Source organism: Amycolatopsis sp. NPDC058340 (assembly GCF_042723975.1).
GTDB lineage: Bacteria > Actinomycetota > Actinomycetes > Mycobacteriales > Pseudonocardiaceae > Amycolatopsis.
The window spans coordinates 29,938-42,948 of sequence record NZ_JBHXIB010000007.1 but is presented as its reverse complement, the minus strand read 5'-3'; the positions used below and the strand labels follow the sequence as shown (position 1 = coordinate 42,948).

Annotated in this window: 14 protein-coding genes; 5 read left to right on the top strand and 9 right to left on the bottom strand. The window is 69.5% G+C overall.

Going from position 1 to position 13,011, the window contains the following annotated elements; translation table 11 throughout:
* The first annotated feature begins 266 nt into the window (after positions 1 to 266).
* Positions 267 to 1,343, top strand: a complete 1,077-nt coding sequence (locus tag ACFWIW_RS11570; protein WP_378368378.1) for a 3-deoxy-7-phosphoheptulonate synthase — start codon at positions 267 to 269, stop codon at positions 1,341 to 1,343.
* A gap of 89 nt (positions 1,344 to 1,432) precedes the next feature.
* Here ACFWIW_RS11570 and ACFWIW_RS11565 read toward each other — a convergent pair whose 3' ends face one another.
* A complete protein-coding gene (locus ACFWIW_RS11565; protein WP_016332795.1) occupies positions 1,433 to 1,918 on the bottom strand; it encodes a polyadenylate-specific 3'-exoribonuclease AS in 486 nt (161 codons plus the stop codon).
* A gap of 20 nt (positions 1,919 to 1,938) precedes the next feature.
* Positions 1,939 to 2,700, bottom strand: coding sequence for a 1-acyl-sn-glycerol-3-phosphate acyltransferase (locus ACFWIW_RS11560; protein ID WP_016332794.1), 762 nt, complete (start codon positions 2,698 to 2,700; stop codon positions 1,939 to 1,941).
* A 214-nt stretch (positions 2,701 to 2,914) separates the two neighbouring features.
* Between ACFWIW_RS11560 and ACFWIW_RS11555 the strand changes: the two genes are divergently transcribed.
* The 3 genes from ACFWIW_RS11555 to ACFWIW_RS11545 are packed head-to-tail and all read left to right on the top strand — an operon-like array spanning position 2,915 to position 5,336.
* On the top strand, positions 2,915 to 3,685 hold the full coding sequence (locus tag ACFWIW_RS11555; protein ID WP_378368377.1) for an alpha/beta hydrolase: 771 nt from the start codon (positions 2,915 to 2,917) through the stop codon (positions 3,683 to 3,685).
* Positions 3,682 to 4,173 (top strand): hypothetical protein, encoded by a 492-nt coding sequence (locus tag ACFWIW_RS11550; RefSeq protein WP_378368376.1) that lies wholly within the window; start codon positions 3,682 to 3,684, stop codon positions 4,171 to 4,173. Before ACFWIW_RS11555 ends, ACFWIW_RS11550 begins: the two co-directional genes overlap by 4 nt.
* A 20-nt stretch (positions 4,174 to 4,193) precedes the next feature.
* Positions 4,194 to 5,336, top strand: coding sequence for a glutamate--cysteine ligase (locus ACFWIW_RS11545; RefSeq protein WP_378368375.1), 1,143 nt, complete (start codon positions 4,194 to 4,196; stop codon positions 5,334 to 5,336).
* A 61-nt stretch (positions 5,337 to 5,397) separates the two neighbouring features.
* Here the strand turns inward: ACFWIW_RS11545 and ACFWIW_RS11540 are convergent, their stop codons facing one another.
* The 7 genes from ACFWIW_RS11540 to ACFWIW_RS11510 are packed head-to-tail and all read right to left on the bottom strand — an operon-like array spanning position 5,398 to position 10,498.
* Positions 5,398 to 6,270 (bottom strand): NUDIX domain-containing protein, encoded by an 873-nt coding sequence (locus ACFWIW_RS11540; protein WP_378368374.1) that lies wholly within the window; start codon positions 6,268 to 6,270, stop codon positions 5,398 to 5,400.
* Between the two features lie 4 nt (positions 6,271 to 6,274).
* The gene (locus tag ACFWIW_RS11535) at positions 6,275 to 7,234 is read right to left on the bottom strand and encodes an ROK family protein (RefSeq protein ID WP_038516178.1); all 960 of its coding nucleotides are present in this window, start codon (positions 7,232 to 7,234) and stop codon (positions 6,275 to 6,277) included.
* 16 nt (positions 7,235 to 7,250) lie between these two features.
* Entirely contained in the window at positions 7,251 to 7,670 is a 420-nt protein-coding gene (locus ACFWIW_RS11530; protein ID WP_063275077.1) for a hypothetical protein, read from the bottom strand.
* Entirely contained in the window at positions 7,667 to 8,809 is a 1,143-nt protein-coding gene (locus tag ACFWIW_RS11525; protein WP_378368373.1) for an ArsA family ATPase, read from the bottom strand. The genes ACFWIW_RS11530 and ACFWIW_RS11525 overlap by 4 nt, the downstream gene beginning before the upstream one ends.
* Positions 8,810 to 8,823: 14 nt before the next feature.
* Positions 8,824 to 9,264: an SRPBCC family protein gene (locus ACFWIW_RS11520; RefSeq protein WP_378368372.1), complete on the bottom strand. Its 441-nt coding sequence runs from the start codon at positions 9,262 to 9,264 to the stop codon at positions 8,824 to 8,826.
* Positions 9,265 to 9,290: 26 nt separating this feature from the next.
* Positions 9,291 to 10,079, bottom strand: coding sequence for a metallophosphoesterase (locus ACFWIW_RS11515; RefSeq protein WP_378368371.1), 789 nt, complete (start codon positions 10,077 to 10,079; stop codon positions 9,291 to 9,293).
* A gap of 8 nt (positions 10,080 to 10,087) precedes the next feature.
* Complete coding sequence (locus ACFWIW_RS11510) at positions 10,088 to 10,498, bottom strand: polyketide cyclase / dehydrase and lipid transport (protein WP_072028015.1); 411 nt, start codon at positions 10,496 to 10,498, stop codon at positions 10,088 to 10,090.
* Positions 10,499 to 10,623: 125 nt separating this feature from the next.
* Between ACFWIW_RS11510 and ACFWIW_RS11505 the strand changes: the two genes are divergently transcribed.
* The gene (locus ACFWIW_RS11505) at positions 10,624 to 12,414 is read left to right on the top strand and encodes an AMP-dependent synthetase/ligase (protein WP_378368370.1); all 1,791 of its coding nucleotides are present in this window, start codon (positions 10,624 to 10,626) and stop codon (positions 12,412 to 12,414) included.
* The last annotated feature ends 597 nt before the right edge of the window (positions 12,415 to 13,011 follow it).

Sequence of the window (13,011 nt, the reverse complement as noted above, 5' to 3'; positions counted from 1 at the left end):
TGTTCCGTAGAGATGACAGTCACATGTCCCGCCGCCAGCGTAGCGGGAGTTCTCTGGATCGGTGCAGGGCGGACCACCTCGGGAATCGGTCCATATCCGGGATGTGCTAGCTTGGCCCCGTGCAGCGCTATTTCTGGTTTACGAAGCCGGCCCCGGGTGGGCACGGCGGCGTGAACCTGCGCTGACCTCCACCCCGAGCCGGAATTCACACCGGCTCGGCGAGTTCCCGCGGGTCGGTATCCCTTTCGAAAGGAACCAGACCCGCGATGTCTCCCTCCGCTGACACCCTGATCGCCCTCGACGGGCACCGCACGGCGGCCATCGACCCGCTGCTGTCGCCCGCGATGCTGCGGCACGAACATCCGATGACGGCGGAGATCGCCGATACCGTCCTAGCCGGGCGGGCCTCGGCCGTCGACATCCTCGACGGCCGGGACGACCGGCTCCTCGTCGTCGTCGGGCCCTGCTCGGTGCACGACGCGGACGCCGCGCTCGACTACGCCCGCCGTCTCGCCGCCAAGGCCGAAGAACACCGCCGCGACCTGCACATCGTCATGCGCGTCTACTTCGAGAAGCCGCGGACGACGCTGGGCTGGAAGGGCCTGATCAACGACCCCGGCCTCGACGGCACCTACGAGGTCAACCAGGGCCTCCGGATGGCGCGCAAACTGCTGCTCGACATCTCCGCGCTCGGCCTGCCGGTGGGCTGCGAATTCCTCGACCCGATCACCCCGCAGTTCATCTCCGACACCGTGACCTGGGGTTCCATCGGCGCGCGGACCGCGGCGAGCCAGGTGCACCGGCAGCTGTGCAGCGCGCTGTCGATGCCGGTCGGGATCAAGAACTCGACCGAGGGCGACGTCCAGGTGGCCGTCGACGCCACCCGCGCGGCCGGCGCGAGCCACGTCTTCGCCGGGATCAACCCCGACGGGCTCGCCGCGCTCATCACCACCGCGGGCAACGAGGACTGCCACGTCATCCTGCGCGGCAGCTCCGCCGGCCCGAACTACGACCCCGCGACGGTGGCCGACACGCTGGCGCGGCTGGCGAAGTCGGGGCTGCCGGAACGCGTGATCATCGACGCGAGCCACGGCAACAGCGCGAAAGACCACGTGCGGCAGGCTACGGTCGTCCGCGAGCTCGCTGGGCGGATCGGGGCCGGTGAGCGGGGCATCGCGGGGCTGATGCTGGAGAGTTTCCTGGTGGAGGGGCGGCAGGACCTGACGCTCGGCTCGGCCGCTTCGCTGACCTACGGGCAGTCGATCACGGACGCTTGCCTCGGGTGGGAGACGACGGCCGAGCTGCTGGACACCCTCGCCGAAGCCGTCGACTCACGCCGCTGACCCCCCTGCCTCGTGAGTGGCAAGGACGGTTCTAACCGTCCTTGCCACTCACGAGACGCGCCCCACCACGCCACCGCCGCCCTGACTCCTTACCGGTGCCAGTAGGACTCGATGATCTGCCAACGCTGGTAGTTGTGCCGCGCGTCCGCCAGCGCGTCGTGCTGGTCGTCCGGGGCCGACGGCAGCTTCGGCTTGCCCGCGTCCTCCCAGCGTTGCCGCAGGTCACGCGTGAAGCGCGGCAGCTGGCGCGGCAGCGCGGGCATCGGCCCCCACAGCTGCGCGAGCGCGACGTGGTCGTAGGCGGCGAACCAGGCCCACAGTTCGATCCCGCCGGGCGGTTTGCCGAAGAACTCGAGCAGATCCGTGCGGATCTTCTCGCGGCTGCGCCACGCCGGGTCGGCGGGCGACGGGAGTTTCGGGAGCACGTTGTCGCGGACCCAGGGGCCGGCCTTGCCGGGATCGAAATCGGTCGAGACCGCGTAGAACTCGCGGCCTCTTTCGTCCACGACACCGATCGACACCAGATCGATGGTCACGCCGTCCTCAATGAATTCGGTGTCGTAGAAAAAGCGCACCGGAGAACCCTAGTGGGGTCTCAGCCGACCTTGGTGTCCGGGATACGGGCGACGTCCTGGGCGGACGGCTGCGCGGGCACCTTCGGGCGGACTCCCGCCTCCTCGGCGGCGAGCAGTTCCTTCGCCTTGGCGGCGTAGATGTCGACGTACTCCTGGCCGGAGAGCTCCATGAGCGCGTACATGATCTCGTCGGTGATGGACCGCTCGATGAAGCGGTCGCCGGCGAGGCCTTCGTAGCGCGAGAAGTCGAGCGGCTTGCCGAAGCGGATCTCGAGGCGGCGCGGCCACCACATCTTCGAGCCGATCGGGTTGACCTTGTCGGTGCCGATCATGGCGACCGGGACCACGACGCCGCCGGATTCGAGCGCGATCCGCGCGACGCCGGTCTTGCCCTTGTACAGGCGGCCGTCCGGGGAACGGGTGCCTTCGGGGTAGATGCCGAGAAGGTGCCCTTCACGGACCAGCCGGGTCGCGGTGTCGAGCGCGGCCTGCGCGGCGTTGCCGCCGGAGCGGTCGATCGGGAACTGGCCGACGCCGGTGAAGAACCACTTCTTCAGCAGGCCCTTGAAGCCCTTTTCGGTGAAGTACTCCGATTTGGCCGGAAAGGTCACCTTGCGCTTGACGCGCAGCGGCATGAAGAAGGAGTCGGCCACCGCGAGGTGGTTGCCCGCGAGGATCGCGCCGCCGTCGTCGGGGATGTTCTCCGCGCCGACGACTTTGGTGGGCCACAGCGCCTTGAGCAGTGGCCCGATAAACACGTGTTTCATGAGCCAGTACAGCACTGCGAAAACTCCTCCTAGCAGCTCAGCCCCCGCGCCCGATGGTCAAGACTACGAATCGCGCACCTCAGGCACAACGAAGTCCACCCGGTTACCCGCACCCAGCGACGGATCTCACATCCGATCCGGCCCGATTCCGCCGGTGGCCGGGGGCCCACAAGCCGCTCCGGTCGTGCGAACATAGTAGACCTACCCAGCTCTCACGGAAGGCGATCGCATGGCCGTCCTCGCCGGCGCGGAACCGTTCGCTCACACCGGTTCGACCGAAGCAGGGTTCCTGCTGTGCCATGGATTCACCGGCACTCCCGCGAGTATGCGGCCCTGGGGAGACCATCTGGCCGAAGCCGGCTACACGGTGCGCTGCCCGCTCCTTCCCGGGCACGGCACGCGGTGGCAGGACATGAACCGGACAGGCTGGGAGGACTGGTACGGCGCGGTCCGCGAGGAGCTGCTGGCGCTCTTCGCGACCTGCGAGACGGTGTTCGTCGCCGGGATGTCGATGGGCGGGACGCTGACGCTGCGGCTCGCCGAGGAGTTCGGCGACCGGATCGACGGCATCGTGCTGGTGAACCCGTCGGTCATGACGCTGCGCTGGGACGCCAAGCTGCTGCCCGTCCTGTCGAGGATCCTGCCCTCGGTCCCGGGCGTGGCCAACGACATCGCGAAGCCGGGCGTGACCGAGCTGGCCTACTCGCGGACGCCCGTGCGCGCCGCGGCGAGCCTGGCGAAACTGTGGAAACTCACCCGCGCGGATCTGCGCAAGGTGACCCAGCCGGTGCTCCTGCTCCACTCGGCCGTCGACCATATCGTCGAGCCGGTCAACTCCCGGGTGATCCTGGACGGGATCGGCAGCGACGACGTGACCGAGGTGGTGCTGGAGAACAGCTTCCACGTCGCCACCCAAGACCACGACGCAGGCCTGATCTTCACGCGTACGGTGGACTTCGCCCGGTCCGTGCGCCGGGCGGGACAGGTGGACGCCGGATGAGCAGAGGCAAGGACGGGCCGGAGGACGTCGACGCGACGTTCGCCGAGATCGTGGCCGACCTCCGTGCGGAGGGCGTCGGCCTGTTCCCGGAAGACGACCTGGAGAAAACGCCGGAGAAGCCCGCCGAGAAGGCGCCGCGGCCCGAGCCGTCGGACGCCGAACCCGAGCCTGGCTGGCGCGGCGGCGGCACCAGCTGGGACAAGACCCTCTTCGAGGACGACCCCGCCGGGTCGAGCGACGACGAGGGTCATTTCGTACCGCCCGAGCCGCCTCCCCTGCCGCGTCCGCGCAAGGGCGCGTTCATCGTCCTGCTGTTCTTCCTGCTCGGCCTGCTGCTGCTGATCGCGCCCACCCTGATCGGCATGGGCACCCGGCTGGGCACGCCGCTCGGGATCCTCGCCCTCGCGACCGCGATCGCCCTTCTCCTCCTGCGGGTGCGCCAGGGGCCGCCGCCCGGCGCGGATCCGAACAACGGCGCCCAGGTCTGATCTACCGGACAATTCGGAAGATGAAGATCGACTTCACTCCCTCGCGCCGGTCGACGGTCGGCGCGGAATGGGAACTCGCCCTCGTCGACCGGCGGACCGGCGAGCTCTCGTCGGTCGCGGAGCAGGTGCTCGACGCCGTCCGTCCCGACGGCGAGGAGGAGCATCCGAAGATCAAACAGGAACTGCTGCTGAACACCATCGAGGTGATCAGCGGGATCTGCGACACGATCGCCGAGGTCAAGGCCGATCTGAACACCTCTCTCGACGTGGTGCATTCGGTGCTGGACCCGCTGGGCGTCGAGCTGTTCTCCGCCGGTTCGCATCCGTTCTCGACGTGGTACCAGCAGAAGGTCACCGACAAGGAGCGCTACGCCAAGCTCATCGACCGGACCCAGTGGTGGGGACGGCAGATGCTGATCTACGGCGTCCACGTGCACGTCGGCGTCGACCACCGGGACAAGGCCCTGCCGATCCTGGACGCGCTGCTCAAGTACGCGCCGCATCTGCAAGCGCTTTCGGCGTCTTCGCCGTACTGGGGCGCGGAGGACACCGGGTACGCGTCGAACCGCGCGCTGATGTTCCAGCAGCTGCCGACCGCCGGGCTGCCGTTCCAGTTCCGGAAGTGGACCGAGCTGGAGAGCTACGTCGACGACATGTTCACCACGGGCGTGATCGACCACTTCTCCGAGATCCGCTGGGACATCCGGCCCGCGCCGCATTTCGGGACGATCGAGATGCGGGTGTGCGACGGGTTGCCGACGCTGGAGGAGGTCGGGGCGATCTCCGCGCTGACCCAATGCCTGGTCGACGACTTCAGCGCGCGCCTCGACGACGGCGAGATCCTGCCGACGCTGCCGCCGTGGCACGTCCAGGAGAACAAGTGGCGCGCCGCGCGCTACGGCGTCGACGCGATCGTCATCCTCGACGCGGCGGGCAACGAGCGGCTCGTCACCGACGACACCTACGACCTGCTGGACCGGCTCGAACCGGTGGCCCGGCGCCTGGACTGCGCCGACGAACTGCGCTCCGTGGAGACCATCCTGGAGTACGGGCCCAGCTACCTGCGTCAGCGCGCGGTCGCGAAGCAGTACAACGGCAGCCTTCGCGCCGTCGTCGCTTCGCTCATCGCGGAGATGCGGGACGGGACGATCGCGCGCCCCTGACCCTCCCGCGTTTAGTCCTCTGAATGCGGTGCTTGCGCGTGCAACTACCGCATTCAGAGGACTAAACGCGGGAGTCGAGGTGGCCCAGAAGCGTGCCGGGGCCGAAGGTCGAAGCCCCCAGAGCCTCGACGCGGGAACGCAGCTCCCGATCGGCGGTCACCACGACGACGTGGTCCTCCGGACCGGCCTCCCGGGCCTCCCGTGCGACAGCCACGATCTGGGAGTCCCCGTCGGACTCGGCCTCGACGACCTCGACACCCGGCACCGCCGCGACTCCCCGCGCCTTGCCCTCGACGACCAGGACGACCTTCGGCCACCAGGACCATCCGCCGCCACCGGGCAGTGCCGGATCGGCGAGCCCGGTCTCGGACAGGGTCGCGAGCTTGTCCCGCAACCGTTCCGCGGCGCCGCGCCGGTCCCGCCACCAGCCGTCCGGCCGCGATCCGACGACGTTCGCGCCGTCGACCACCAGTACCAGCCCGCGATCCACGTGTTCCCTCAATCCCGGCCACGCTGCCGCGAAGTCGCGATGCAACCGGAAGTCCGCGACCTCGCCCGCGCGTACCCATCGCAGTTCCGCGCTCTCCGCGCTCTTCACCCTGGCCGAAAGCGGGCCGATCGGCACGGCCAGGACCGTGGTGTAGCGCCAGTTCCCGTGGCCGACGTGCGACGCGGCCAGCGCGCGGACCCGCGCGGGCGGGATGTCGGCCTCCTCGTGCGCCTCACGGGTGGCGGCCTCACGCGGGCTCTCCCCCGCCTCGACGGCGCCCCCGGGCAGCGCCCACGTGCGTCCATGGTGGACCCACCAGGCCCGCCGCTGCAGCAGGACACCGCGCGCGGGATCGGACAGCAGCAACCCGGCCGCGCCGTGCAAACCCCAGTGAAGATGCCCGAAGTCGCACTTCACGAAGCCGTTGCCGTCCTGCCGGGTCACCGCTTCAGCGTGTCACACCGATCTCGGCACCGGGAGCCTTCGCCGCGTCGACGGCGAGCGCGGCGGCGCCGACGATCGCGGAATCGTCGCCGTGATGCGCGGCCCTGATCCGCGCCAGCGGACGGTGCCCGGCTCCGGTGATCTTGTCCGCGTAGTGTTCACGGGCCTCGTCGAGGAACAGCGGAGCCGATTCGGACACGCCGCCGCCGATCACGATCAGCTCGGGGTCGAAGACGTCGGCGACCAGCGCCAGCCCCTCGGCCAGCCACTTCGCCAGCTCGGTCATCGCGCGCTGGGCGATCGGGTCGCCGTCGCGGGCGGCCCCGGCGACGCGGCGGCCGGTGACCGAGCCGGGGTCTCCCCTGGTCTCGCGCGCCAGCACGGTCGAGCGGCCGGGATGCCGCGCGAGCAGTTCCACCGCCGTCGCGGCCAGCGCCGTCCCGCTGCAGTACCGCTCCCAGCAGCCGTATTTCCCGCACGGGCAGGGCCTGCCGCCGGGGACGACGGTGAGGTGCCCGAGTTCCGGCGCGACGCCGTACGCGCCCCGGTAGATCTTGCCGTCGAGCAGCAGTCCCGCGCCGATCCCGGTACCGAGGGCGATCAGCGCGGCGACATGAGCGCCTCGGGCGGCCCCGAAGCGGTATTCGCCGACCGCGGCGGCGTTGACGTCGTGCTCCAGGGTCACCGGGAGGCCGACCCGCTTTTCGATGCGTTCGGCGACCGGCGCGGCCCGCCAGGACAGATGCGGCGCGAACATCACCGTCCGCCGGTCCTTCGCGACGAACCCGGCGACCGCGAGCCCGACACCGGACACGTCGTGCCGGTTGCGGAGGTCTTCGACGACCCCGGCGATGGCGTCTTCGAGCGCGTCCTCCCCGCTGGGCGTCCCGACCCTGGCCGTGTCCATCAGCGAGCCGTGCTCGTCCACCACGCCGGCGCGCACGCTCGTGCCCCCGACGTCCACCCCTACCGTCAGCAACTCAGTTCTCCCGGTCCGGCTGCCAAGCGTCGCGCCTGGTCACCGTGATGTGCTGGACCCGCGAAGCTCCCATCGGCACATCTTCGGCCGCGGGCTCCTTCCGCGCAGGCTGGAACCCCGGCATGTGGACACCCGCCTCGGGCTCCCACCGGTCGGCGAGCACCGCCCGCAGCAACGCGACGAGCTGCGCGGCCTGCTCCATCAGGCGGGCCACGAACTCGGGCCGTTCCCCTCGGAAGATCCCGACGATCGCGCAGAGCGGGCACCACCCGTCGGCGTCGTGGTCGGTGCAGCCGTGCCCGGCGGAGATCAGGCCCTCCAGCCACGGCGCGGCGTGCTCGACGACCAATTCGACCAGGAGGCGGATCTCTTCGGCCAGTTCGAGCGGCTTCGATCCGGTGTATTCGTTGTTCTCGCTCACCCGGGTCCCCGGTTCCCGGCCAGGCTCACGACCAGGCCGTGCGCGTCGGATTCCGCACCGGTGATCCGGCACGGTCGCAGCATCTCCGGCAGCGCGATCAGCCGCCGGAAACCGTCCACGGTGACGGCGAGATCATCGTCCACTCTGGCCAGGTCCACTTCGGAATCGCGGTGCAGCGGCACCGCGACACGCAGCTCGTAGCCACCGTCCGATTCGGACACCTGCAGCAGCGGGGTGACACCTTTTTCGTTCCCTGCCAAGGGATCCAGCCCTTGATAGAGCTCGTACGCGATTTCCTGCAGCGCCTCGAGCCCCACCGGCTCGACAGCGCGGTGCTCGACGGGCTTCACCTGTCCCGGCCCGAAACCCGCGTCGGCGAGTTCGGCGAGGACGGCGTTCTGCTGGGTGCGCCGGGTCCGCAGCCACGTGGCAGCGGCGCCGCGCCAGAACCCGGGCGCGGGCATCAGCCGGTTGACGATCAGGCCGTCGACCAGGATTCCGCGCAGGGCAAGGGAACTGAGCGTGCGGCGGGCTTCGGCGACGACGACGCGCTCCGGCGTCAGCACGAGCCGCACGGTGGTGGTGGCCGGGTCGGTCAGCAGCGTGCGCAGCGACTCCAGATGCGCGCCGAGCCGCCGCACCGCGGCCGCCGTCCGCCGCGCACCGGGTTTGAACATCCTCGACAGGTAGCCGGAGACGGCTTCGGGCAAGGCCAGCAGGCGCAGCGTTTCCGCGGTCGGTCCACAGTCGACGACGACCGTCTCCCAGGGCCCGTGCTCGGCGAGGCGCTGGACCTCGGTGAGGGCGAGGAGTTCGTCGACGCCGGGCACCACGGTGAGTTCTTCGGCGTCGAGCGAGTCGAGGCCCACGCCCGCGAGCGCGGTCTGCAGTTCCCGCCGGAGCTCGCGCCAGGTGCTGTCGACGAGGCCGCGGGTGTCGATCTGGGCGGCGTGCAAGAGCGTGTCCACTTCGGACGGTTCGCCGGCGAGCGGGCGGCCGAAGGCGTCACCGAGGGAATGCGCCGGGTCGGTCGAGACCACGAGCGTCTTCCTGCCCCGCCCGGCCAGTGCCGCCGCCGTCGCCGCGGCCAGCGTGGTCTTGCCGACACCCCCTTTGCCGGTGAACAGCAGGATCCGCATGCCTACCCTTCGACTCAGGATGCTTCAGCGCGCTTCTTGAGCTCCTTGAGCGCGGTGTCCATGACCATCTTCTCGGCCTTGCGGCGCAGCAGCCCGATCATCGGCAGCGCCAGCTCGACGGACAGCGTATACGTCACCTTGGTGCGTCCGGTGCCCAGCGCTTCGAGCGCGTAGCGGCCGTTCTGGGCCTTCTGCATCTGCCCCTTGACCAGGTGCCAGCTGACTCCGTTGCCGTCGGCGTCCCAGTCGTACTCGAGGGTGTAGACGTCCTTGATGGGTCCGGCGTCGAGGGTGAGTTTCACCTGCTTGGCGCGGCCGTCGGCGTCCTCGCCGAGCACCTCGGTCTCCCGGACGGCCTTGGCCCATTCCGGGTACGCGGGGAAGTCGGCGATGACGGCCATGACCCGCTCGGGCTCGGCGTCGACCTCGATGGATTGCGTGGACTGCTCGGCCATGAACGCAGCCTAGCCGGAGCCGAGCGTCACCAGCGAAGCACGTACGGCTGCGCGGTCTCCTTGAAGTGACCGACGTTACGGCATTCGGTCCTGCCGAGCCTCGTCCTGGGGGTCAGCGGCTGGTGGACGTGCCCGAAGACCGACCAGCGCGGCCGCTGCTCGCGGATGAGGTCCACCAGCGCCGCCGAGCCGATCTCGGACCGCCGCGCGATCACGTCGTAGGTGAGTTCCGGGACGGCGGGCGGGATGTGGGTGCACAGGACGTCGACGTTCTCCAGGCCGGCGACCGCGGCGTCGTACTCCTCGCGGGTGCGCAGGTACGGCCGCCAGAAGCCGTTGCGGCGCGGGACCACGTTCGGCGGGAGGAGCGCGCCGCCGATGAACCCGAACCGCAGGCCGCCGAACTCGGCGACCCCGCCGTCGAGGACGGTGATGCCGTCGCCGGCGAACTCGGGCCACAGCGAGGGGTCGTCGACGTTGCCGGGGGTCGCGAACGTCGGCGCGGTCAGCGCGCCGAACAAGACGCCGTACTGGTCGTGGATCGCCTCGCCGACGGCGGCGGCGGGATCGGCCAAAGTGGCCCACAACGATCGCGAGAAGGCAACGGTCTCGTCACGAGTGCCTTCACGCCGCAGGCGCGCGAACTCGCCGACCTTCTCGGCGCCGAACAGCGCGCCCATGATGCCCTTGTCGTGCTCGCGGTAGTCGACGAAGTCCAGCAGGTCGCCGAGGACGATCAACGCGTCGGCGCCGTCGCCCGCGCGTTTGAGCGCGTCGGCGTTGCCGTGCACGTCCGACACCACGTGAACCCGCATGCTCTCCCCTACTCGGCCCGGGGACCGACCCCGGGCTCGCGCCCGTCCTCCAGGACCTCTTTCAGCCCGAGCGCGATCGCCTTGGCGGCGCGGGCGCGGCGGTCGAACTCGCGGCGCAGTTCCCGCGGTGCCAGGCCGATCGGCTCCCCGTCGGGACCGGCGGGGGTGGCGCGCAGGAAGTAGTGCAGCAAGGTGCCGTCGAGCACCGGCTCGAGCCAGACCTCCATCGTACCGATCAAGGCACCGCGCACGGTCCAGCGCAATCCTTGGTCCCCGCGGTCGGTGTAGACCTCCAGGACGAGGTCCGGCCAATAACGTGACCAAGATCGCGGATCGGCGAAAGCGGCGGCCACGGTGGAGGGCGGGACCACGAGGAAGGTCTCGTCGACGATGTCGAGAGCTGGCGGCGCCTGGTTCACAGCGGCAGAATGTCATGCCCTGGGTATGGCCGATTCGTCAGCATGGTCTTAAGGTGCACGGCACGCTAAGTTGACTGGCGGGTAACACCGGTCACACCACTTGCACGCGAACACGGAGGTTCCTCGTGCGCGAATACAGCGCCCCCGCCGCCAATCCGGTGACCGACGACGAGAATCTCGCCGACGTCGTCTGGGCGAACGCCGAGCGGTTCTCCGATGTGGTGAGTTTCCGCCGCCAGGTCGACGGTACCTGGTTGGACGTCACCGCCAAAGACTTCGCCGCCCAGGTTCTGGCCGTGGCCAAGGGAATGGCCAAGGCGGGCATCGCTCCGGGCGACCGGGTCGGGCTCATGTCCAAGACCCGCTACGAATGGACCCTGATCGACTTCGCGATCTGGGCCGCCGGCGCGGTCACCGTCCCGATCTACGACACGTCGTCGGCCGAGCAGGTCCACTGGATCCTCTCGGACTCGGCCGCGAAGGCCGTCTTCGTCGAGACCGACGACCACGTCGCGACGCTGGAAACCGTCAAGGGCCGTCTCGACGCGCTGGAGCACACCTGGCAGATCGAGGCCGGCGCCGTCGACCAGCTCACCACGCAGGGTGCCGACCTGAGCGACGACGACCTGCACGAGCGCCGCCGCACGGTGAAGGCGGGCGACCTGGCCACGATCGTGTACACCTCGGGCACCACCGGCCGCCCCAAGGGGGTCGAGCTGACCCACCGGAACCTCCTCGCCGAGATCCGCGCCGACATCGCCGCGTTCCCGCAGCTGATGGAGCAGGGCAACTCGCTGCTGGTGTTCCTGCCGCTCGCGCACGTCCTCGCCCGCGCCATCGCGGTGACCGCGCTCAGCGCGCGGGTGACGCTCGGGCACACGTCGGACGTCAAGAACCTCGTCGCCGACCTCGGCACCTTCCGGCCGACCTTCGTCGTCGCCGTGCCGCGCGTGTTCGAGAAGGTCTACAACGGCGCGAAGCAGAAGGCGCACGGCGACGGCAAGGGCAAGATCTTCGACGCCGCCGAAGCCACCGCGGTCGCGTACAGCCAGGCACAGGACACCGGCGGCGCCGGGCTGGGCCTGAAGATCAAGCACGCGCTGTTCGACAAGCTCGTGTTCAGCAAGCTCCGCGCGGCACTCGGCGGCCGGTGCGTCGCCGCGGTGTCCGGCGGTGCCCCGCTCGGCGTGCGGCTGGCGCATTTCTTCCGCGGCATCGGCGTCCCGGTGTTCGAGGGCTACGGCCTGACCGAGACCTCCGCCGCAGCCTGTGTCGGCACCCAGACCGGCTTCCGCGTCGGCACGGTGGGCCGCCCGGTCGCCGGCACTTCGGTCCGGATCGCCGACGACGGCGAGATCCTGCTGAAGGGTGACGTCGTGTTCGGCGGCTACTTCAACAACGCCGAAGCGACCGCCGAAGCCTTGGAGGACGGCTGGTTCCACACCGGCGACCTCGGCGAACTGGACGACGACGGGTTCCTCAAGATCACCGGGCGCAAGAAGGAGATCATCGTCACGGCGGGCGGCAAGAACGTCGCCCCGTCCGGGCTCGAAGACACCATCAAGGCCAGCCCGCTGGTCAGCCAGGCGATGGTCGTCGGCGACCAGCGGCCGTTCATCGGCGCGCTGATCACCATCGACGAGGAGTACTTCCCGTCGTGGAAGTCGCAGCACGGCAAGCCCGCCGGCGCCTCCGTGTCCGATCTGGCCGACGACGCCGAACTGCGCGCCGAGATCCAGACGGCCGTCGATCAGGCCAACAGCGCGGTGTCGCAGGCCGAGGCGATCAAGAAGTTCACGATCCTCGCGAAGGACTTCACCGAGGCGGGCGGGGAGATCACACCGAGCCTGAAGCTGAAGCGCAACATCGTGAACAAGAACTACGCGACCGACATCGAGGCCCTGTACAAGAAGTAGCCCCTCGGTACCCGAAGGCCCCTTCCTTTCTCGCGTCGAGCGAAAGGAAGGGGCCTTCGGTTTCTCACGGATTCGGTCAGCCCGCGCTTCCCGGCAGGTGGCGAAACGATCGCCGTCTCACGATCCGGATTCCCCGGAAATGATTCCCGGCGCCGTGTTTTCGATCGCCTTGGCGTCCGCCGGGATATCGGGTCCTGCCCGCGGAATGGTGAATCGACGGCAACGCGGGTGCGACCGGGCGGTATCGCACGATGCTCGTGCATTCGCCAGGGATTCGACATCGGTTAATTCTTTCGGTCAAATTGCCCCGGTCGGCCGTTGAAATGCGGCGCAATCCCGTGTTAAAGCAGGCCTGCGGCAGTTTCGCCGTCAGGCTTGGAGGCACGCGAACTCTCTAGTAGTGTTCGCTGAAGGATGAGGGGGATACGTTCCGTGCGGCTTCCCATGCTCTCGCTGAGAGCACCGCTCGGGGCACGCATCCGTACGGGGGGATGATGGGACTTCACAGCGGAATGATCAATTCGCTCACCCGGGATCAGCACGGGCCCCCACCCCTCGTACCCGGTCGGCCACGCGGCCGACCGCGCTCGCCGGGAC